At 39.7% G+C, this 21654-nt stretch carries 16 protein-coding genes; 2 read left to right on the forward strand and 14 right to left on the reverse strand.

Annotated elements, in window-relative coordinates; translation table 11 throughout:
• Window position 1: 1 nt before the first annotated feature.
• From rfbA to OLW01_RS09365, 9 genes are all read right to left on the reverse strand, one after another.
• Window positions 2-877: a glucose-1-phosphate thymidylyltransferase RfbA gene (gene rfbA, locus OLW01_RS09325; protein WP_268073600.1), complete on the reverse strand. Its 876-nt coding sequence runs from the start codon at window positions 875-877 to the stop codon at window positions 2-4.
• 21 nt (window positions 878-898) lie between these two features.
• On the reverse strand, window positions 899-2002 hold the full coding sequence (rfbB, locus tag OLW01_RS09330; protein WP_268073601.1) for a dTDP-glucose 4,6-dehydratase: 1104 nt from the start codon (window positions 2000-2002) through the stop codon (window positions 899-901).
• A gap of 12 nt (window positions 2003-2014) precedes the next feature.
• Window positions 2015-3007: a Wzz/FepE/Etk N-terminal domain-containing protein gene (locus tag OLW01_RS09335; RefSeq protein WP_268073602.1), complete on the reverse strand. Its 993-nt coding sequence runs from the start codon at window positions 3005-3007 to the stop codon at window positions 2015-2017.
• 73 nt (window positions 3008-3080) lie between these two features.
• Window positions 3081-3344 carry a four helix bundle protein gene (locus OLW01_RS09340; RefSeq protein ID WP_268073603.1) on the reverse strand — a complete coding sequence of 88 codons (264 nt, stop codon included), beginning with the start codon at window positions 3342-3344 and terminating at the stop codon, window positions 3081-3083.
• Window positions 3345-3617: 273 nt separating this feature from the next.
• A complete protein-coding gene (locus tag OLW01_RS09345) occupies window positions 3618-3773 on the reverse strand; it encodes a hypothetical protein (RefSeq protein WP_268073604.1) in 156 nt (51 codons plus the stop codon).
• On the reverse strand, window positions 3770-4342 hold the full coding sequence (locus OLW01_RS09350; RefSeq protein ID WP_268073605.1) for an ATPase: 573 nt from the start codon (window positions 4340-4342) through the stop codon (window positions 3770-3772). Before OLW01_RS09350 ends, OLW01_RS09345 begins: the two co-directional genes overlap by 4 nt.
• 1931 nt (window positions 4343-6273) lie before the next feature.
• Window positions 6274-6639, reverse strand: a complete 366-nt coding sequence (locus tag OLW01_RS09355) for a HepT-like ribonuclease domain-containing protein (RefSeq protein ID WP_268073607.1) — start codon at window positions 6637-6639, stop codon at window positions 6274-6276.
• On the reverse strand, window positions 6636-6926 hold the full coding sequence (locus OLW01_RS09360) for a nucleotidyltransferase family protein (RefSeq protein WP_268073608.1): 291 nt from the start codon (window positions 6924-6926) through the stop codon (window positions 6636-6638). The genes OLW01_RS09355 and OLW01_RS09360 overlap by 4 nt, the downstream gene beginning before the upstream one ends.
• A gap of 825 nt (window positions 6927-7751) precedes the next feature.
• The gene (locus OLW01_RS09365) at window positions 7752-10559 is read right to left on the reverse strand and encodes an SLBB domain-containing protein (RefSeq protein WP_268073609.1); all 2808 of its coding nucleotides are present in this window, start codon (window positions 10557-10559) and stop codon (window positions 7752-7754) included.
• An 828-nt stretch (window positions 10560-11387) separates the two neighbouring features.
• On the opposite strand from OLW01_RS09365, the gene OLW01_RS09370 reads away from it, so the two are divergent.
• Window positions 11388-13031 carry an IS1634 family transposase gene (locus OLW01_RS09370; RefSeq protein ID WP_268073583.1) on the forward strand — a complete coding sequence of 548 codons (1644 nt, stop codon included), beginning with the start codon at window positions 11388-11390 and terminating at the stop codon, window positions 13029-13031.
• Window positions 13032-13155: 124 nt separating this feature from the next.
• Window positions 13156-14799, forward strand: a complete 1644-nt coding sequence (locus OLW01_RS09375; RefSeq protein WP_268073610.1) for an IS1634 family transposase — start codon at window positions 13156-13158, stop codon at window positions 14797-14799.
• A 378-nt stretch (window positions 14800-15177) separates the two neighbouring features.
• Here OLW01_RS09375 and OLW01_RS09380 read toward each other — a convergent pair whose 3' ends face one another.
• From OLW01_RS09380 to OLW01_RS09400, 5 genes are all read right to left on the reverse strand, one after another.
• Window positions 15178-16302, reverse strand: a complete 1125-nt coding sequence (locus OLW01_RS09380) for a KTSC domain-containing protein (protein WP_268073611.1) — start codon at window positions 16300-16302, stop codon at window positions 15178-15180.
• 10 nt (window positions 16303-16312) lie between these two features.
• Window positions 16313-17098: a hypothetical protein gene (locus tag OLW01_RS09385; protein ID WP_268073612.1), complete on the reverse strand. Its 786-nt coding sequence runs from the start codon at window positions 17096-17098 to the stop codon at window positions 16313-16315.
• A gap of 1081 nt (window positions 17099-18179) precedes the next feature.
• Window positions 18180-19313 (reverse strand): sodium ion-translocating decarboxylase subunit beta, encoded by a 1134-nt coding sequence (locus OLW01_RS09390; RefSeq protein WP_268073613.1) that lies wholly within the window; start codon window positions 19311-19313, stop codon window positions 18180-18182.
• Between the two features lie 9 nt (window positions 19314-19322).
• Window positions 19323-21113, reverse strand: a complete 1791-nt coding sequence (oadA, locus tag OLW01_RS09395; RefSeq protein ID WP_268073614.1) for a sodium-extruding oxaloacetate decarboxylase subunit alpha — start codon at window positions 21111-21113, stop codon at window positions 19323-19325.
• Window positions 21114-21130: 17 nt separating this feature from the next.
• The gene (locus OLW01_RS09400; protein ID WP_268073615.1) at window positions 21131-21388 is read right to left on the reverse strand and encodes an OadG family protein; all 258 of its coding nucleotides are present in this window, start codon (window positions 21386-21388) and stop codon (window positions 21131-21133) included.
• Window positions 21389-21654: the final 266 nt, after the last annotated feature.

Genomic DNA, 21654 nt, shown 5'->3' on the forward strand with positions numbered 1-21654 from the left:
TTTAGTCTTCAACTAACTCCATCAAATATTGCCCATAACCATTTTTCAATAATGGTTTCGCTAATTTTTTAATATCGTTTTTATTTAGCCAACCTTGATTAAAAGCTATTTCTTCTAAGCAGGCTATTTTATAACCTTGGCGTTTTTCTATGGTTTCTACAAACTGCGCTGCTTCAAGTAAACTCTCGTGTGTACCTGTATCTAGCCACGCAAAACCACGGCCTAACATTTCAACGTTTAATTTATTTTGTTTTAAGTACATTTCGTTTAAACAAGTTATTTCTAATTCACCACGATGAGAAGGTTCAACTTGCTTAGCTAACTGAACGACTGAGTTATCATAAAAATATAACCCAGTAACTGCATAATGAGATTTTGGTTTTGTTGGCTTTTCTTCAATTGAAATTGCTTTTCTATTCTCGTCAAATTCAACCACGCCAAAACGTTCAGGGTCTTTTACTTGGTAGCCAAATACAGTTGCACCTTGCCCATTTTTAGCATTTTCTACAGCGTGTTTTAATTTAGGACTAAAACCTTGACCATAAAAAATATTATCGCCTAAAACTAAACATACATCGTCATTACCGATAAATTCTTCACCTAAAATAAATGCTTGAGCTAAGCCATCTGGACTAGGCTGTACTGTATAGGTTAATTCAATACCAAATTGAGAGCCATCACCTAATAAGCGTTTAAATGAACTACAATCTTCTGGTGTGGTGATAATGAGTATTTCACGTATACCTGCTAGCATTAATACCGACAACGGGTAATAAATCATGGGTTTATCATATATGGGTAATAACTGCTTTGAAACACCCATCGTAATAGGGTAAAGCCTAGTACCTGAACCACCTGCGAGTATTATGCCTTTCATAAAATATCCTTGTTATGCTTATTAATTACCAGAACCCAAACGCTCTAACTGATAATGGCCTGACAATACATTTTGCCACCAAGTTTCATTTTCCAAATACCAAAGCACTGTTTTACGCAAACCTGTTTCAAAAGTTTCTTTAGGTTGCCAGCCTAACTCTTTTTGTATTTTACTTGCATCAATAGCATAACGCATGTCGTGGCCGGGTCTGTCGGCTACAAATGTAATTTGTTCTGCGTACTTTTTAGCTTTTGGCTTAACCTCATCTAATATTTGGCAGATGGTTTTTACCACTTCGATATTTTGCTTTTCATTATGTCCGCCAATATTGTAGGTTTCTCCTACTTTTCCTTCAGTGGCAACTAATACTAACGCTTCCGCGTGATCTTCTACGTATAACCAGTCACGAATTTGATTCCCTTTTCCATACACTGGCAATGGTTTTTCTGCTACTGCATTTAGGATTACTAGTGGAATCAATTTCTCAGGAAAGTGATAAGGTCCGTAATTGTTTGAACAATTGGTAACAACTGTTGGTAAGCCATAAGTACGCGCCCAAGCTCTAACTAAATGGTCAGAACTCGCTTTGCTCGCAGAATATGGACTACTTGGGGCATAAGAAGTATCTTCAGTGAAAAGCGGTAAATTTTGAGATTCACTCTTTTCGCCTTTCCCTTCACCACCAATAAAATCATCTGGATGCTGTAAATCACCATAAACTTCATCTGTTGATATATGGTGAAATTTAAATTTTGCTTTGGCTTCGACTTCTAAGTTTGCGCAATACGCTCTTGCCTGCTCCAACAAGTTATAGGTGCCAATAATATTGGTTTGCATAAATTCGCCTGGGCCATCTATCGATCTGTCTACATGGCTTTCCGCGGCTAAATGCATGATTATATTTGGCTTGTGTTGCTCAAAAACGCGTTTTAATTCTGTTGCATCACAAATGTCAACTTGCTCAAAAGCATAACGCTCATTAGTGCTAACACTAGCTAATGATTCTAAATTGCCTGCATAAGTAAGTTTGTCTAGATTAACAACTGAATGGTTAGTATTGTTAATGATATGTCTAACAACCGCTGAACCGATAAAACCAGCACCACCTGTAACTAATATTTTCATCTCAAACTCTTCTTATTTTCTGTAGTGTGCGATTAGCACATAAACTAAAGAAATTAACCCACCCAAAAATGTTATCAAAATACAAATCAAACCGCGTTTAGGGCCAAATTTTTCTTCTGGATATGTAGCTGGCACTACCGTTTTAACTAAATACTCATCACTTACCTCGGCAAGCATTAAGGTTTTTGTTTGTGATTCAATCATTTTGTAAAACACCGCTTGCATATCTGTGATTTGAGTTTCAGAAATTTTATTTGTTAAATAATTAATATTCTTTTTTGCATCTTCCATATCAAGGTGTTGATAAAATATATTCAATTCATTTTTTAATATGTTAACTACTTTCAAGGAAAATTCAGGGGAGATGGAATCATAATTTAATATTAATAAGCCAGACTTAGCTTCAAACTCAGCTGTGATATTGCTTTTGAATACTTTGTATGCAGTCCAGCTTTTTGGTTCGAGGGATTCACCCTCCAGATATAACCATTCTCGTGTAGTCGGATCTAATAGGTCTTCGTCATAAATGAATTTATGCTCGTCAGGGCTCCAGCTTTCCGCCGCTAAAAGCTCTGGCTTAAAATTGTAATCTGCAATTATTTTTTCTAAAAAAGGTCTACTTTCTAATAATGCAAGCGCTTGATCTATCCTAGAGCTTTTACTTCCACCAATATTAACACCTGCTAAAGCCGCTAAACCACCAAGTTGCGAACTCAGTCCACCATTGTTAGAGCTATCTTCGTTCACCGCAGTGATGCTAGCACGATAAATATTGGGCAATGATAAAGCGTAGATGACGGAGGCGATTGCAAAAACGGCACTGATGGCGATGATTTTAAATTTGCCAGCCCAGATAACATTCCAGAGTTCACGGAGATCGATTTCGTCGTCGCCCGGAACGGGCGCAGAAAAGTCAGAATCGAGATTTGAGACTTTGGATTTTAGAGCTATGTGATCTAGCTTATCTTCTATATGTTGTAAGCGGTTTTCTAGGTTGTTCGTCATGGTTTTAGATTTTAGATTTTAGAATTTAGATTTTAGAATTGATGCCTAATTTCGGCTTTCATCCTGGTGAAAATTACTTGGGAGCGATATTTTGAAGCAATTTGCGCTTCGTGTTTAATAATCCGCCAAGCATTTTATTTATTTCTTCCAATTCTTTAATCCATGTTATTCCTTGGTTTCGCTCAATTAAATTGGCTTCGATACCAATATAGAGCTGCGTTATTACTTCTGCACTTGAGCCTTTCGCTATATTTAAAAATCTCATGCATTCTTTAATACTATCTCTATCTTCCCCCTCGATAACTGCTCCCTGCGTTATTCTACCTCCTGCATCCATGCAGTCGTCGGCTATATTTGAGGGGATTGACAAGGCTGCGCGGGTTATTTAGTCGCGGTAGCCGTAGTTTTTAATTTTTTCGCTGTATTTGTATAGTTCTACGCTTAGGCGTGAGCTGCGTTTCCTTTCGGCAATGTGCTCCTGCATTGCTCTACTACCTAAATCCATGTAGGCAACCTCTAATTGCTTAAATTGCATATTGAAATTCCATTTCAAGTTTTTAGATTGTTCTAAAGTCTCAATTCTAAACTCTCAAATCTTTGCCTCTTTAGCCTAAATCCTTTTTACTGTTTGGGTTTTGTCGTCCCATATTACGGCGTATTGGCCGAGTTTTTTCTTTTTGTCTAATGCTTTGGTTACGGCGTTTTGTAGTGCTTGGCCAATAGCTAAAGCGTTCTCTGATACTTCACTTTTTCGTTCAGTGTTCATTTACTCGCCTTCTCTTTCAATAAATCGTAATAATGTCGATTAGCCACTGTTGTTCCTTCTGTATTTTTATCAAATACTATTTCAGGAAAATTTAAGTGGTTTATATAACAAACACAATTATCTACTTCTTTACTGTAGGCTTCAAATAAGTTTTTTAAGCTTTTGCTAAAACGTCGTTCTAGTGCGCTTATTGGTATGTTATGACCACCGTGTTTTACTCGTTCTGCAACTCGCTCTTTTGAAAGCTCGACACTGGGTAGTGCTAAGTATATTAAATCTACATCCCAATTTTGTGCTTTTAATCTTTTTATTAGCTTTAGGTAGTTTTTACCTGCTAAAGTTGTTTCTGCAGCAAAGTTTTTGTTCTTGTTTATGCAGTTTTCTATTTCTTTGAGCAATAACTTACCTGCTGTTATTAGCTCTTGCTCTGGTGCCAGTGGCGATAAACCAGCAGCTATTAAATCTGCGTTTATAAAATGCGTGCACTTTACTATATTGGCTAAATATTCTAAAGCAAATGTTGTTTTTCCGGCTCCGTTTGGGCCTGCGATTATCCAACATTTAGGCATTTTAGTTCCTTTAGTTTAGGTTTTAGATTTTAAATCCTAGCAGCGTAGCGCTCTAGCAACCTAGGTTTCCATCTAGCCTAAATCGTTTTTATTCATTTTGGTAAGGGAGTTTCGCTGGCAGGTGCGTGCTTTGCTTTAATCCCTTAAACAATGGTGCGCATTATTCCATAATTGGATTAAGTTTTCATGACTTTTTTTGGAATTTGTGTGAAAGCCGTTTAGTTTTTGGGGAAATGGGGTTTTAGGGGCTAGGTTTCTAGGAAACTAGGCGCTAGGTTTTAGGTTTTAGGTTTTAGGTTTTAGGTTTTAGGTTTTAGGTTTTAGGTTTTAGGTTTTAGGTTTTAGGTTTTAGGTTTTAGGTTTTAGGTTTTACAGGCAATTGTGGTGCTGGTTTTGTTTTGTGGTGAGTCATGGTATTTGTGGTGACGGCTGGATTCCTGCCTGCGCAGGAATGACGAGGTGGCACAAGGGATGACGAGGCGTGGAAGCGTGTGCTATCGGTAATTGCTGATGTGTTGCCTTGAATTTAGAAGCGCGTGCGCAAGCTGCACGCCTACGGTGTTCTAGGCCAGCTTCGCGTCTACGGTGGTTTGAATCAGAATTGAGATTTTAGAATTGAGATTTCTAGGGGCTAGGTTCTAGGTGTCAAGAGTTTTAAACCTCAAACCTAACGTCTAGAACCTCACACCTTATTTGGTGGCTTACGCTCATGCTTCGCTAAACCACCCTACAAATTCACAAAGCCTGTTTACATATTCGTCATACCCGCGAACGACTGAATGGATTCAGGAGGTAGAATAACGCAGGGAGCAGTTATCGAGGCGGGTATCCCTCTGGCGATTTTGAATCTTGATTGAGTTTTAGGGTTTACAGGCAATTGTGGTGCTGGTTTTGTTTTGTGGTGAGTCATGGTATTTGTGGTGACGGCTGGATTCCTGCCTGCGCAGGAATGACGAGGTGGCACAAGGGATGACGAGGCGTGGAAGCGTGTGCTATCGGTAATTGCTGATGTGTTGCCTTGAATTTAGAAGCGCGTGCGCAAGCTGCACGCCTACGGTGTTCTAGGCCAGCTTCGCGTCTACGGTGGTTTGAATCAGAATTGAGATTTTAGATTTCTAGGGGCTAGGTTCTAGGTGTCAAGAGTTTTAAACCTCAAACCTAACGTCTAGAACCTCGAACCTTCTTGGTGGCTTACGCTCATGCTTCGCTAAACCACCCTACAAATTCACAAAGCCTGTTTACATATTCGTCATACCCGCGACGGCGGGTATCCCTCTGGCGATTTTGAATCTTGATTGAGTTTTAGGGTTTACAGGCAATTGTGGGGCTGGTTTTGTTTTGTGGTTGGTCATGGTATTTGTGGTGCTTGCGGGATCCCTGCCTTCGCAGGAATGACGTAGTGGCACAAGGGATGACGAGGCGTGGAAGCGTGTGCTATCGGTAATTGCTGATGTGTTGCCTTAAATTTAGAAGCGCGTGTGCTATCGGCAATTGCTCCCTGCATTGCTCTACGACCTATATCCTATAGGCCAGCTTCGCGTCTACGGTGGTTTGAATCAGAATTGAGATTTTAGAATTGAGATTTCTAGGGGCTAGGTTCTAGGTGTCAAGAGTTTTAAACCTCAAACCTAACGTCTAGAACCTCGAACCTTCTTGGTGGCTTACGCTCATGCTTCGCTAAACCACCCTACAAATTTACAAAGCCTGTTTACATATTCGTCATACCCGCGACGGCGGGTATCCCTCTGGCGATTTTGAATCTTGATTGAGTTTTAAAATTTACAGGCAAGTGTGATGCTGGTTTTGTTTTGTGGTTGGTCATGGTATTTGTGGGGCTTGCGGGATCCCTGCCTGCGCAGGAATGACGAGGGGTTGGGGTTTCCCTAGTGCCTGAATCCTAAAACCTCGAACCTTCATAGTGACTGTGTATTTTAAGTGTTTTGATAATTAAATTTCACACTAGCTACTTTTTGATAAAGTTCTGGTAGCTCTCGATGAATCGTTTTCCAAACTAATTCATAGTCAATTTTAAAATAGCCATGTGCGAGCGCATTACGCATTTCATATGCAGAACCAAATGGTATATTATTGTTTTGCTCTGCGAATTCTGGGTAGTGTTTACAAATATTATTACAAGCCTCTCCAACAACCTCAAAATTTCTAACCACTGCGTCTTGATATAGTGAATTTTCTAAAAATTGAATTTCATCAATTTCTGAGCAATAAGATTCAATATTTTCAATCGCCTTTAAAATATGTTCAAGATAATCTAGTAACCTTTGCTTGTCCCGACTCATAGCGGTTTTGATTCTTCAAGTAATTGAGCGCTTTTATTTTTAGGTACTGAGTTTAACGTCAATACGTCTACGCTTACCCCAAGTAATTTTTTGAGCTGATATTTTATATGGCCAATATCCATCATTGTTGTGTCAGTTGTTGTTTCAACTAACAAGTCTATGTCGCTCTCTTCTGTATCTGTTCCCCGCGCTACAGAACCAAATATTCTAGGGTTTGTTACATGGTATTGCTCAAGAACAAGTTTAATGCGCTCTCTGTTAGTTTTAATCACTTTCGACGGTTTCATACACCCTCCTTCTTGTAATTAGTATCGCTGTTTTTTGGGTTAACGCAAGAATAAATTGTCCCATAGGTTGGTGGACATTGCATAATTATTATTTGGTTGGGGAGAGGGATTTTAGATTTGAGAATTTAGAATTTAGAATTTAGGGGTTGGGGTTTCCCTAGCGCCTGAATCCTAAAACCTCAAACTTTTTGGTGGCTTACGCTCATGCTTCGCTAAACCACCCTACTTTTTTCTATTATCTCAAATCCAAATTCTTGAAAACCGTAGGTACGATTAGCGACGTGGGCGCGTAATCGTACAATTGTGGTATTTGAAGTCATCCTCGATTACGCTCATGCTTCGCTAATCAAGGCTACGTTTTAAGTTTGTTTTGTAAAATTTGTAGGCGTGCAGCTTGCGCACGCGGGGGTTGGTTAAATTAATTTCGTGTTGCTGATAAGATGGATTCCGTATCACGTTCGTTCCTCACTGTACGGAATGACGAAAGGTTGGCAATTGTGGTGCTGGTTTTGTTTTGTGGTGAGTCATGGTATTTGTGGGGCTTGCGGGATTCCTGCCTGCGCAGGAATGACGGGGTGGCACAAGGAATGACGAGGCGTGGAAGCGCGTGCTATCGGTAATTGCTCCCTGCATTGCCTTAAATTTAAAAACGCGAGCAAGCTTCGCGTCTACGGTATTTTATACCAGCTTGCGGAGAAGATGGTTTTTAAAACTTAAACCTAGCGCCTGAATCCTAAAATCTCGAACCTTCTTGGTGGCTTAGGCTCATGCTTCGCTAAACCACCCTACTTTTTAAAATTTCAAACTTGGCGCTTAAAATTTATTTTATAATGCGGCGACGGCTGCTAATGCGACTGTGGATTGGTAAATAATGCTGGTTACATCACGCCAAATACTTAGGGTTGGTACTGGGTCTATATTAGTTGGTACCACTATTGTATCGCCCGGTTCAATTGAATCGCTTGAGCTAAACCAACCTGTGTTTCCTACAACTCGGCCATTTGCTTTTATAATATAGGCATCTGAACCTTCTGCGATTTGGTTAAAGCCGCCGGCTGCGTTTATGTAATCGTCCATATCCCAATCTTTGGTGTAAACCTGGGCGGTGGCTGAGTAAACTTCACCAATAACAGATACTGCGCTGTTTCTGCGCGGAATAATGAGGCTATCGCCACTGCGTAATTCAACTGAGTCGTTAGCACTAAGTAACTGTTTTCTGTCAATTACCATACGGCCGCTGGCTTCTACGCCTTCTAGTTCGCTTAGTAATGATAAAATGGTTTCTGAGCTGCCGGCTGCGCCTGCATTGATTTGTGCTGATACTAATTCACGTTTAAGTTTACGTTCAGCATCGGCTAATAAAGCTTGCTCTTTTTCTTTTAAGTAGCTGCGAGTAAAAATAGAGGCATCAACAAAGGCCTCATTTGTAAAGCCACCTGCTCGCTCGATAAGCTCGGCTAGGGTTTCGCCTTTGTTAATTACGTAAGTACCCGGAAATTTAAATTCGCCTAATAACTTAACTGTTTCATGATCGCGCCAATCTGGTATTTTATTTACGACTATGCTGTCGCGAGGTTGTAATTGATAAGTGTTTAATGTGTCGGAATCAAGATCCAATTTAATTAGTGAATACTCAGATTTATCTTTTAAATTAGTATTAAATCGACTGATATTAACTGAGTTCATAAAGCTCGATTCAGTAAAACCACCGGCCGCTGCCACTAAGTCTTTAAGTGACATATTGTTAGCTAATGGGTAGGTGCCCGGAAATCTCACTTCGCCATTAATCGTTACTAATTGCTGTTGGTTTTGTTTGTTGGTTTGTCGTTTAATTTCGTTAATTAAGTCAACAAACTGCTCTTCGCGTTCGTCATTAATTGAAAACACGTATAACTTGTCGGCTGGTGATAATCTTTTATTTAAATCAGCTGGGTTATTAAAGCTAATCACGTCAAACTCGGTAATGTTTTGACGATAATTTTTGCTTTTTAATAACGCATAATTCATGTCGGTTTCAAGCTGTAGATCGTACGAGGCTTTAATTAAATCTGCCACTGTCATATTTTGAGTAAATGGGTAATTGCCTGGGTATCTTACATGCCCTGCTACATTAACTACTTTAGCAGGTTCGTCTAAGCGAGCTTGTGCTTTTAGGCGTGCTAATAGTTTATCAAGTTTTCGTGCTTCGTCTGCTGCAAATACATAAATTTTATCACGCTCTTGCAGGGCTAAATTTTCAGCTGAGTGCGGCGATGAGAACGCTTTTTTAAGTGAGAACGATAAGGCTGATACGGTACGTACATTCGGTTCTTCTCGTACGATTAAGCCGTAGTCTAAATCTGGATTTGCTTTAAGTGCAGTGATGCTGCCAATAACATCTAACAAACGCATGTCTGGTTTGTAGCTAAATCGACCTGGGCGATGTACGTGACCATTTAAGCTTACTACGTTTTCCATTTCATCTAACACTGAATAAATACGTAATACATCACCTGATTTAACAACTTTTTGTTTGTTAGCTCGCTTAGATAAATCTAAATCGACTACGGTTCGGGTTCCATCGCTACGAAGGCGTTCAAGCTTTGAGGCATTTGGGTAGGCTGTTGATAATAGTCCACCGGCCAGTTTAATTAGCTCTTGGGTGCTGGTTTCGCCTTTTAATTCGTATATGGCTGGGCGTTTAACTTCGCCGTCTATACCAACGGTGCTGTTAACCGGTGGTACAAATACAACATCGCCTGGCAATAGGTTTAAGTCTTTTGAGGTGTCGCCTTTTAATAGTAAGTCGTATAAATCGAAGGTGGTGATTATTTTGCCTTTGCGTTTTAATTGAATATTACGCAATGAACCCACGTTGGTTACCCCGCCCGATACAAATAACGCATGGATAATGGTTGATAACGAGCTAACGGTGTAGGCACCTGGCTGGTAGGCTTCGCCCAGTACAAATATACGAATTGAGCGCATTTCGCCCATGGTTACATTGGCTTTTGCGCCTATGACTTTTTGTTCGATTTGTTCGTTAATAAAGGTTTTAAATTCGCCAAACGACATGCCTACTACTTGAAGTGGGCCGGTTTCTGGCAATATTAAGGTGCCGTTACGATCTATGGTTAGGCTGTAGTCTTTATATTCTTTACCAAATAGTTGAATCTTAACGGTATCGCCTGGGCCTAATACGTATTCGTGCGGGACAGGAACATCGGTTGCTGGCGCAAATGTACTAGGTGCGCCTGCAAAAAGCTCATAACCAAATGGTTTAAGTTTGCGTTTAGGTTGGGCTTTTTCAGAATCGTCTGTTTCGCTGCTTACGCTTTTGGTGCCGCTTTCTTTTAATTGGTTTTGGCTGCGCATGCCTTTGTCGATTTCAGTTTCGGTGACTTCGTCGCCTGCGCTTTGGCTATCGCGTGATTTTTGATCTGGGCGTTCGTTTACAACATCGGGGTTGTCTATTTGTTTGTTGTTTTGGTTGTTGCTTAAGTTAGATAAATTAACCCCATATTGTTTTGCTAACGCTTGCTGCTGCGCTTTAGGTAGTTTTTTAAATTGTTCAATTTGAGCCGGCGATGGTGTAACCGCTTGAGTTGAAAGGCTAAAAAAAAGAGTGGATAAAATAAGCAGTCTTAGCTTCATAGTACTTTGTTGTCCCTTTACAATGCTTAGCAATCCGCTATTAGCATTTGATGCACAGTTTAAATTTGTTCTGGAATTTATAGCGCGTAAATATAACAAATTTATGGCGAGAAACCATGTGTTTTTAATGATTAGTTTTAAAAATGGGCATTAATTAGTGATTTTGGAGGTTTGTGGATTCAGGGGATAGAATTTAGAATTGAGGTTCTAGGATTCTAGGGGCTGGGGCAGCTTCGCTGCTAGGGAAAAGGTTTTTGATTTTAGCACCGTAGGTACGATTAGCGACGTGGGCGCGTAATCGTACAATTGTGGTGTTTGAAGTCAGCCTCGATTACGCTCATGCTTCGCTAATCAAGGCTACGTTTTAAGTTTGTTTTATAAAATTTGTAGGCGTCAAGCTGGCTGGCGCGGGTTTTTGGTTAAATTAATTTCGTGTTGCTGATAAGATGGATTCCGTATCACGTTCGTTCCTCACTGTACGGAATGACGAGGCGTGGAAGCGCGTGCTATCGGCAATTGCTCCCTGCATTGCCTTAAATTTAAAAACGCGAGCAAGCTTCGCGTCTACGGTGGTTTGAGTCAGAATTGAGGTTTTAGATTTTAGAATTGAGGGTTGGGATTTTGAAAACCGTAGGTACGATTAGCGACGTGGGCGCGTAATCGTACATTTGCGGTGTTTGAAGTCAGCCTCGATTACGCTCATGCTTCGCTAATCAAGGCTACGTTTTAACCGACATTGATCAGACGATCATTCAATAATTTTATTTTTAGGGATCGTCAGATCCTCTTAAAAAACATAAAATAGCACTTCAATTTATTGAGGTGAATATGAAATTAAAAATCAAACGGTTAGATCATCATGGAATTGTAGCAGGCGTAATTGACGACTTGAAACTAGTTGAATTAATAGACCAATATTTACCTCAAGATGAAAAGCAAGAGATAACACCAGGTGAAGCGGTTAAAGGCATGATTATGAACGGGTTGGGCTTTTCTAACCGACCTTTGAGCCTCACACCACAATTTTTTGAAAATTTGCCAATGGAGCATCTTTTTAGACAAGGAGTCGAGGCAAGTCACTTTAACCGTCACAAATTAGGACGCACACTCGACCAATGCAGCGACTTTGGTTGTGACAATCTTTTTGCTCGTATTGCCTATCAAGCTTGCCAAATAGAGCAAGTCGACACCCAATTTCAATCTTTAGATACAACAAGTTATTCACTTACAGGCCAATACAATATAGATGATGAACAAGAAGATGAAATTCCAATTCAAATCAAACATGGATACAGCAAAGACCATAGACCTGATTTAAAACAAATCGTGCAAGAGATGATTGTTACGCAAGACGGCGGCGTCCCTATGCTCAGTAAAAATTGGGATGGCAATGCATCTGACAGCACTATATTTAGAGAGCGTGCCAGCGCATTGGTAGATACATTCAAAGCAAGCGATGCCCCCAAATTTTGTATAGCAGACAGCAAATTTTACCACAAAGAAAATGCCGAATTTCTCCAACAAATTCGATTTATCACTCTCATTCCATCCACGATAAAATTAGAAAATCAGTCCATTTCAGAAGCGTTAACGGCCAATGATTGGACACGTATCAACGACAACTATCAATACAGACCGCTTAGAGTTGAGCATATGGATATTGAGCAGCGTTGGCTGGTTGTTTACTCTAACGCAGCAAAAGCACGTGCACAGAAAAGCATCGAAGGTTTAGTGGCTAAAGAGCGCAAAGCATTGGATAAAGCCCTATTTCATTTGCAAGCGCAAAGATTTGCTTGTGAAACGGATGCACAAAGCGCCTTAGCAGTATTAGATAAAAAGCAAAAATACCATAGTTTAAGCATTGCTGAGTGCAACGCACATAATCAATATGAAGGAAAAGGCCGACCCAAAAAAGATGCGGTGGTTCAATCAGTGCAATGGCAACTTATCGGCCAAGTGACCGAAGATAAAGCCGCGCAACAGAATTACGTCGAACAAAAATCTTGTTTTGTATTGGCAACAAATGCCTGTGAAACTGAGTTAAGCGATGAATGCGTTTTTGAGCGCTACAAAGCGCAATCTCATGTTGAGCGAGGGTTTAGATTTTTAAAAGACCCACTATTTTTTGTCTCGTCACTTTTTATAAAAAAGCCAAGCAGAATCGATGCCTTGTTGATGATTATGACGCTGTCGTTATTGGTTTATAGCATAGGTCAAAGACGGTTACGTGCGAATATGGCTAAAGCGCAAGTAACCATTCCAAACCAGATAAATAAACCAATTAGCAATCCAACTTTACGTTGGGTATTCCAGTGTTTTGAAGGTGTAAACCTAGTGCAGCTTGATACCCACTATGACTATGAGTTGGTGCATGTGGATGGGATAAATGACGTGAGGAATAGTGTAATCCAGCAGCTCGCAGGATGTGCTGAACGCTACTATAAAATTAATAATTTTGAGCTTGGGGTCTGATCAATGTCGGTTTTAAGTTTGTTTAACCGATATTGATCAGACGATCATTCAATAATTTTATTTTTAGGGATCGTCAGATCCTCTTAAAAAACATAAAATAGCACTTCAATTTATTGAGGTGAATATGAAATTAAAAATCAAACGGTTAGATCATCATGGAATTGTAGCAGGCGTAATTGACGACTTGAAACTAGTTGAATTAATAGACCAATATTTACCTCAAGATGAAAAGCAAGAGATAACACCAGGTGAAGCGGTTAAAGGCATGATTATGAACGGGTTGGGCTTTTCTAACCGACCTTTGAGCCTCACACCACAATTTTTTGAAAATTTGCCAATGGAGCATCTTTTTAGACAAGGAGTCGAGGCAAGTCACTTTAACCGTCACAAATTAGGACGCACACTCGACCAATGCAGCGACTTTGGTTGTGACAATCTTTTTGCTCGTATTGCCTATCAAGCTTGCCAAATAGAGCAAGTCGACACCCAATTTCAATCTTTAGATACAACAAGTTATTCACTTACAGGCCAATACAATATAGATGATGAACAAGAAGATGAAATTCCAATTCAAATCAAACATGGATACAGCAAAGACCATAGACCTGATTTAAAACAAATCGTGCAAGAGATGATTGTTACGCAAGACGGCGGCGTCCCTATGCTCAGTAAAAATTGGGATGGCAATGCATCTGACAGCACTATATTTAGAGAGCGTGCCAGCGCATTGGTAGATACATTCAAAGCAAGCGATGCCCCCAAATTTTGTATAGCAGACAGCAAATTTTACCACAAAGAAAATGCCGAATTTCTCCAACAAATTCGATTTATCACTCTCATTCCATCCACGATAAAATTAGAAAATCAGTCCATTTCAGAAGCGTTAACGGCCAATGATTGGACACGTATCAACGACAACTATCAATACAGACCGCTTAGAGTTGAGCATATGGATATTGAGCAGCGTTGGCTGGTTGTTTACTCTAACGCAGCAAAAGCACGTGCACAGAAAAGCATCGAAGGTTTAGTGGCTAAAGAGCGCAAAGCATTGGATAAAGCCCTATTTCATTTGCAAGCGCAAAGATTTGCTTGTGAAACGGATGCACAAAGCGCCTTAGCAGTATTAGATAAAAAGCAAAAATACCATAGTTTAAGCATTGCTGAGTGCAACGCACATAATCAATATGAAGGAAAAGGCCGACCCAAAAAAGATGCGGTGGTTCAATCAGTGCAATGGCAACTTATCGGCCAAGTGACCGAAGATAAAGCCGCGCAACAGAATTACGTCGAACAAAAATCTTGTTTTGTATTGGCAACAAATGCCTGTGAAACTGAGTTAAGCGATGAATGCGTTTTTGAGCGCTACAAAGCGCAATCTCATGTTGAGCGAGGGTTTAGATTTTTAAAAGACCCACTATTTTTTGTCTCGTCACTTTTTATAAAAAAGCCAAGCAGAATCGATGCCTTGTTGATGATTATGACGCTGTCGTTATTGGTTTATAGCATAGGTCAAAGACGGTTACGTGCGAATATGGCTAAAGCGCAAATAACCATTCCAAATCAGATAAATAAACCAATTAGCAATCCAACTTTACGTTGGGTATTCCAGTGTTTTGAAGGTGTAAACCTAGTGCAGCTTGATACCCACTATGACTATGAGTTGGTGCATGTGGATGGGATAAATGACGTGAGGAATAGTGTAATCCAGCAGCTCGCAGGATGTGCTGAACGCTACTATAAAATTAATAATTTTGAGCTTGGGGTCTGATCAATGTCGGGTTTAATAAAATTTGTAGGCGTCAAGCTGGCTGGCGCGGTTTTTTGGTTAAATTAATTTCGTGTTGCTGATAAGATGGATTCCGTATCACGTTCGTGCCTCACTGTACGGAATGACGAGGCGTGGAAGCGCGTGCTATCGGCTATTGCTTCCTGCATTGCCTTAAATTTAAAAACGCGAGCAAGCTTCGCGTCTACGGTGGTTTGAATCAGAATTGAGATTTTAGAATTTAGGGGTTGGGGTTTTCCTTATGCCTAGAAGCGCAGCGGCCTAGCTCCTAACATTGTATTCCTCGATTACGCTCATACTTCGCTAATCAAGGCTACGTTTTCAAACCTCTATTGTGTATCGTTTAGTGTCACTAGTTTTTTAATATTTACTTCCCTGTTCTATTTTTTTAGATTCATATTTTCCTTTAACAAATTGATTATAAAAGCCGCCTTTAGATATAGCTTGATTAAAATCTGTAATAACAGCCCCCGGCACACTAGAATAACGATAAATATATTTAGCAGAAAACTTTATATCTAGAATGTGGTTTACGTCAGAATAGCCATAACTCTCAATGGCGCTAGACTGTGTTAAATTTTGATTATACATTGGTACGGGCAGCATTGAATCAGCAATAGCAATTATAGAAGTTGAAATATATTTAGCCTGCTGCGGCTGACTTAAATATGATTCAATAATAGAGTGGCCAGACCAATCGCTGGAATTAAATGATGATTTAAAATTTGAATCCACAGCTTCAAGGGCATCTCTCACTGCCAACATAATTAAATCATTGTCATTTGTAATATGCCCAACTAAATTTGGATTTTTGGTACCCGTTTGATCACCTATGGTATTAGCTGGATTTGCAATAGACATCAGCCCTAGCATGGGGTAGTCAGTGAGCAACCAACCACCTGGCAGTATATGCTTAGAATACATGTCATCTATCAATTTATTCGCATAAAAATTACCTTGCGAGTGCGATACTAACACATTTCTACTGCACCCATTTATTGTATTTTTAAGCTGCGAAATTGCGTTTATATAATCATTTTCATTAATGATTGAAGGTAAAAAATAATTCCAATTGTGAGCTATTATATCTATTAATAAGTCTTTTTTTATTTCTTGGACTGGGTTTCCCAATAATACCTGATAGACAGCTTCTTCCAGTTTATTTTTTATTGATTGTGTTTCTGCAATATCCTCTATTTTATGTTTGGCTACTTCTGCAAGTTGACTTACAAAAAATTCATTATCATTGTAGGCGCCTTTAACTGAGCTTGCTTTTTTATACGATTGATTTAAAAAACCATCTTGGAATTGATTCAATGCTCTTTTATTCTCTAAAAACGCCTCATAACTTGTAAACATTCCATTCACATAAAACAGTTGTAAAAAATCAATATAATCTGAACAAATTTTTGGGGCTGCATAAACATTTTGATTTGAATATATACAAGATATAATGAGCAAAGTTATCTTTAATAATTTTTTCATCTAATATTCCTTAATTGATAACTTGCACACATGAATCATCCATAATAGCAGCCTCGTATTCATCACCTAGCTGAGTATGTAAAACTTTTTGTCCGCCATAATAGGCCTTAATTCTGCTGGGTGAATTAATATATTTGTGCTGAAACCCTGTGAAATCAGGATATTTTAATGTAAGTTTTTTCTGGCAAATACGCGATGCTACCAATTTATTCATAAAAATCTTAAGATCTTGTTCAGTGTTAAACAAATTAGGCATATTACTTAACATGAGCACTTGATTATATAAACGCCCCGCAGCTAGACCTAGATTTCTTAACTGAAGCGATGAAAAGTTCATTAACACATAAATTTCATAATCATCTCTTAAATCATTCTGATTAATATCAATTCCCATTAAATTATCAGGTAGACTCTCAATTATTGGTAAATCGTACCCTATAGCTGGATGCGAAAACTCAACCCAATTACGTTCAAAGTGGCGATCATTAAATTTAAACTTAGTTTGCTTTATTGCGAAGTAATAGCGGTCAAGGTGAGTAACAGCTTGGCCTATTTTATAATGGCCGCTTAATTTCGCTTCTTGAATATTAATTAAAGGGATATGAGTCCAAACTTTACTTATTGCTGAAGGTGGTTTGCCAATAGAGGAAGAATTAGCAACCCAAATATAGTTGATATAACGAATATAATCACCTCTGTGATATCTTAATTCGTTATTGTAAGTATTGATATCATTGAAATTTACAGCGTAACTTTTCATTACAATAAAAATTAAACTGGCAAATAAATACTTCATATAATAATCCTTTAATAATGTAGTTCCTGTATAAAAATATAACTTAACTTTGATATTTTTCCACGAGCTATAGGTATTTTAAACTTCAAACCTTCCTGGTGGCTTACGCTCATGCTTCGCTAAACCACCCTACTTTTTCTCTTATCTATTATCTCAAATCTAAATTCTCGAAAGACGTAGGTACGATTAGTGACGTGGGCGCGTAATCGTACATTTGTGGTGCTTGAAGTCATCCTCGATTACGCTCATGCTTCGCTAATCAAGGCTACGTTTTAAATTTGTTTTATAAAATTTGTAGGCGTGCAGCTGGCCTATAGGATATAGGTCGTAGAGCATTGCCGGGAGCAAAATGCCGATAGCGCACGCGAATTGTTATCGGCAATACACGTGTGCGTTGCCTTAACCCAAAAACGCGTGCTATCGGCAATTGCTCCCTGCATTGCCTTAAATTTAAAAACGCGAGCAAGCTTCGCGTCTACGGTGGTTTGAATCAGACTTTAGAATTTAGGTTCTAGGATTCTAGGGACTAGGGCGCTCCGCTGCTAGGGAAAAGATTTTTGATTTTAGCACCGTAGGTACGATTAGCGACGTGGGCGCGTAATCGTACATTTGTGGTGTTTGAAGTCATCCTGGATTACGCTCATGCTTCGCTAATCAAAGCGGGGTTTTTAATGTTTGTTTTGTAAACCTTGTAGGCGTGCAGCTTGCGCACGCGGGGGTTGGTAATTGCTGGCGTGGCGCTGATAAGATGGATTCCGTATCACGTTCGTGCCTCACTGTACGGAATGACGAGGCGTGGAAGCGCGTGCTATCGGCAATTGCTCCCTGCATTGCCTTAAATTTAAAAACGCGAGCAAGCTTCGCGTCTACGGTGGTTTGAATCAGAATTTAGGTTTTAGAATTTAGGGGTTGAGGGTTTCCCTAGCGCCTGAATCCTAAAACCTCAAACCTTCTTGGTGGCTTACGCTCATGCTTCGCTAAACCACCCTACTTTTTGTGGATTTTATGTTAGGTATAAAAAAAGGTTGCCGAGGCAACCTTTTTATCAGTTTGGTTTGGTTAAAAATTTAACCGCTAACCATTAACCACCGACTAATGCTAATAAAATACCTGCGGCAACGGCTGAGCCTAATACACCGGCTACGTTGGGGCCCATTGCATGCATCAGTAAAAAGTTGTGTGGGTTGGCTTGTAAGCCCACTTTATTCACAACTCGAGCTGCCATAGGCACTGCTGATACGCCAGCGGCACCGATAAGCGGGTTAATTTTACCGCCCGACATTTTGCTCATTAGTTTAGCCATTAATACACCACAAGCGGTACCAATACCAAATGCAACAGCACCTAGTGCTAAAATACCTAAGGTTTCTACGGTTAAGAATTTGTCAGCGGACAATTTAGACCCCACCGCTAAACCTAAGAAAATGGTCACTATGTTAATTAATTCGTTTTGAGCTGTTTTGCTCAAACGATCAACCGCACCACATTCACGCATTAAATTACCTAAGCAGAACATACCTACTAATGGGGTTGCTTCTGGTAAGAATAAAATGGTGATGCCGAGTACCATTAATGGAAAGATCATTTTTTCTTTCGCTGAAACAGGTCTTAATTGTTCCATTACAATTTTACGATCCGCTTCTGACGTTAATGCTTTCATAATGGGTGGTTGGATAATTGGAACCAGTGCCATATATGAATAAGCAGCTACCGCTATTGCACCTAATAAATCGGGCGCTAGCCGGGACGCTAAGAAGATTGCGGTTGGGCCATCTGCCCCGCCGATAATGGCAATCGCCGATGCATCCGCCAAGGTAAAATCAAAACCTGGAATTAGGTTTAACAAAATTGCGCCAAACAAGGTGGCAAATATACCGGTTTGAGCCGCTGCACCTAATAATAACATTTTTGGATTTGCGATAAGCGCACCAAAATCTGTCATTGCGCCGACACCCATAAAGATTAAAAGTGGGAATACACCCGTATCAATCCCTATATGGTATACGTAGTAAAGTAAACCGCCTTCATCAGCAAAACCTGCCACTGGTATGTTGGTTAATATGGCACCAAAACCAATAGGTAATAATAATAAAGGTTCAAACTTTTTAGAAATTGCTAAATACAAAAGCCCAAAACCAACAGCAATCATCACTAATTGTAAAATTTCAAAATTAGCTATGCCCGTTGAGGCCCATAAAGTTGCTATACCGTCCATTTTAAACCCTTACGACAAACTTAACATTGGATCGCCAGACTGAACTGAATCGCCTGTTTTAACGAATACGTCAACCACTTCACCATCTTTGGTTGCTCGGATTTCTGTTTCCATTTTCATCGCTTCCATAATGATAACCACATCACCAGCGGCAACTTGATCGCCTGGGTTTACATTAACTTTAAAAATGTTGCCCGATAATGGTGAGTTTAAGGTTTCAGCTGCTGATACTGAGGTTGATTGTGGCACTCTTTCATCGCCACCTGACTGCATGTTTTCAATATCTGTAATTTCACCGCTAGGTGCTACTTCTACTTGATAAACTTTGCCATCAACCCTTACGCTATAAGCAGCTGGACCTGCTGTTTGTACCTGTGGCGCACTGTTTGATGCAGGTTTTTCTTCTGATTCAGCCGTTGGTGCTGGTTCAAATGCAGATGGGTTATTACGGTTTTCAATAAATTTAAAGCCAATTTGTGGGAATAATGCGTAAGTTAATACGTCATCAATTTTTTCATCGGCTAGTTTAACTGATTTTTCTTCCGCTAATTTTTCTAATTCGGCAGTTAGGTTGTCCATTTCTGGCTCTAATTTATCTGCCGGACGACAAGTGATTTGCTCACCGCCTTCTAATACTCGAGCTAACAACTCGCCATTTACTGGTGCTGCAGTTGCACCGTATTCACCTTTTAAAACACCAGCAGTTTCTTTAGTGATTGATTTATAACGCTCACCCGTTAATACGTTTAATACTGCTTGTGTACCTACAATTTGTGAGGTTGGTGTGACAAGTGGAATAAAACCTAAATCTTCACGTACGTTCGGAATTTCTTTTAATACGGCGTCTAATTTATCGCCAGCGCCCTGCTCTTTTAATTGGCTTTCCATGTTAGTTAACATGCCGCCAGGTACTTGTGCCGTTAAGATACGTGCATCGACACCTTTTAATGCGCCTTCAAATTTGGCGTATTTTTTACGAACGTCACGGAAATAAGAGGCGACTTCTTCCATTGCATTAAGGTCAAGACCTGTATCGCGTTCTGTGCCTTCAACAATGGCGGCAATGGTTTCTGTAGCTGTATGACCGTATGTCATACTCATTGAAGAAACCGCGGTATCTAACATATCAATACCGGCATCAATGGCTTTCATGTATGTGGCTGTGCTTAAACCGGTAGTGGCATGACATTGCATCGCAATTGGCACATCAACCGCTTCTTTTAAGCGAGTGACTAATTCTTCAGCAACGTAAGGTTTTAATAAACCGGCCATGTCTTTAATAAAGATTGAGTGAACGCCCATATCTTCTAATTCACGCGCCATGTCAATCCACATGTCCATGGTGTGAACCGGGCTCACTGTGTACGATAATGTACCTTGCGCGTGTGCACCTACTTTAATCGCAGTTTTAATTGCCGTTTGTAAGTTGCGTACGTCGTTCATTGCGTCAAAAATACGGAAAACGTCAACACCATTTGTGTGTGCACGTTCAACAAATTTTTCAACCACGTCATCTGCGTAGTGGCGATAGCCTAATAAGTTTTGACCACGCAATAACATTTGCTGTTTGGTATTTGGCATGGCTTTTTTAAGTTCACGAATTCGATCCCAAGGATCTTCGCCTAAATAACGAATACATGAATCAAAGGTTGCACCACCCCAGCTTTCAAGCGACCAATAACCTAGTTTATCTAGCTTTTCGGCGATGGGTAACATATCGTCTAAACGTAGACGAGTGGCTAATAGTGATTGATGCGCATCTCTTAATACAACATCTGTAATCAGTAGCGGCTTGGCCATAATAAATCTCCTACTTGCTATTTGTTATCTTGGCGATATTGGTGGATTGCAGCTGAGATAGCCGCTTTAACTTTGTGATCTTGGGGGGCTGATGCTGGTTTTCTGGCTCTTTGGCCAGGATTAACCTGTGCTGTGACAGGTGCATCACCACCAACCAAGCTAGACATTAATTTCATTAAAAAGATTAAAATGCCTAAAAACGAAAATACAACCACCATACCGATTAACAGTAGGTTGCCCGCTTCAAGTAGTAAAGCTCCTAGATTGTTTTCCATATATCGTCTCTATTAATTTAGGTTCGTGAACCTACGGTTATCACGACGCCGTTTATAAATCAACCAAATTAAAAATCTGGTATCAGTTTAAACGCTCAATTCAACGTAAAAAAGAACTAAAAATTTATGTCTTAGTGCTTAATTGAATTAAAACCATTAAAAACATAAATTATCAGTTAATTTTCAACGTAAAGATAATAATATATAGACCATAACAGAATTTTGCATAGTCTAAATATCGACCTACACTAAATTTGTTTGATTTA

The sequence above is a fragment of the Catenovulum adriaticum genome, assembly GCF_026725475.1.
GTDB lineage: Bacteria > Pseudomonadota > Gammaproteobacteria > Enterobacterales > Alteromonadaceae > Catenovulum > Catenovulum adriaticum.

Bases quoted from the DNA above. Each gene is read 5' to 3' on its own strand.
- rfbA (WP_268073600.1), bottom strand. From the start codon at position 877: ATGAAAGGCATAATACTCGCAGGTGGTTCAGGTACTAGGCTTTACCCT.
- rfbB (WP_268073601.1), bottom strand. From the start codon at position 2,002: ATGAAAATATTAGTTACAGGTGGTGCTGGTTTTATCGGTTCAGCGGTT.
- OLW01_RS09335 (WP_268073602.1), bottom strand. From the start codon at position 3,007: ATGACGAACAACCTAGAAAACCGCTTACAACATATAGAAGATAAGCTA.
- OLW01_RS09340 (WP_268073603.1), bottom strand. From the start codon at position 3,344: ATGGATGCAGGAGGTAGAATAACGCAGGGAGCAGTTATCGAGGGGGAA.
- OLW01_RS09345 (WP_268073604.1), bottom strand. From the start codon at position 3,773: ATGAACACTGAACGAAAAAGTGAAGTATCAGAGAACGCTTTAGCTATT.
- OLW01_RS09350 (WP_268073605.1), bottom strand. From the start codon at position 4,342: ATGCCTAAATGTTGGATAATCGCAGGCCCAAACGGAGCCGGAAAAACA.
- OLW01_RS09355 (WP_268073607.1), bottom strand. From the start codon at position 6,639: ATGAGTCGGGACAAGCAAAGGTTACTAGATTATCTTGAACATATTTTA.
- OLW01_RS09360 (WP_268073608.1), bottom strand. From the start codon at position 6,926: ATGAAACCGTCGAAAGTGATTAAAACTAACAGAGAGCGCATTAAACTT.
- OLW01_RS09365 (WP_268073609.1), bottom strand. From the start codon at position 10,559: ATGAAGCTAAGACTGCTTATTTTATCCACTCTTTTTTTTAGCCTTTCA.
- OLW01_RS09370 (WP_268073583.1), top strand. From the start codon at position 11,388: ATGAAATTAAAAATCAAACGGTTAGATCATCATGGAATTGTAGCAGGC.
- OLW01_RS09375 (WP_268073610.1), top strand. From the start codon at position 13,156: ATGAAATTAAAAATCAAACGGTTAGATCATCATGGAATTGTAGCAGGC.
- OLW01_RS09380 (WP_268073611.1), bottom strand. From the start codon at position 16,302: ATGAAAAAATTATTAAAGATAACTTTGCTCATTATATCTTGTATATAT.
- OLW01_RS09385 (WP_268073612.1), bottom strand. From the start codon at position 17,098: ATGAAGTATTTATTTGCCAGTTTAATTTTTATTGTAATGAAAAGTTAC.
- OLW01_RS09390 (WP_268073613.1), bottom strand. From the start codon at position 19,313: ATGGACGGTATAGCAACTTTATGGGCCTCAACGGGCATAGCTAATTTT.
- oadA (WP_268073614.1), bottom strand. From the start codon at position 21,113: ATGGCCAAGCCGCTACTGATTACAGATGTTGTATTAAGAGATGCGCAT.
- OLW01_RS09400 (WP_268073615.1), bottom strand. From the start codon at position 21,388: ATGGAAAACAATCTAGGAGCTTTACTACTTGAAGCGGGCAACCTACTG.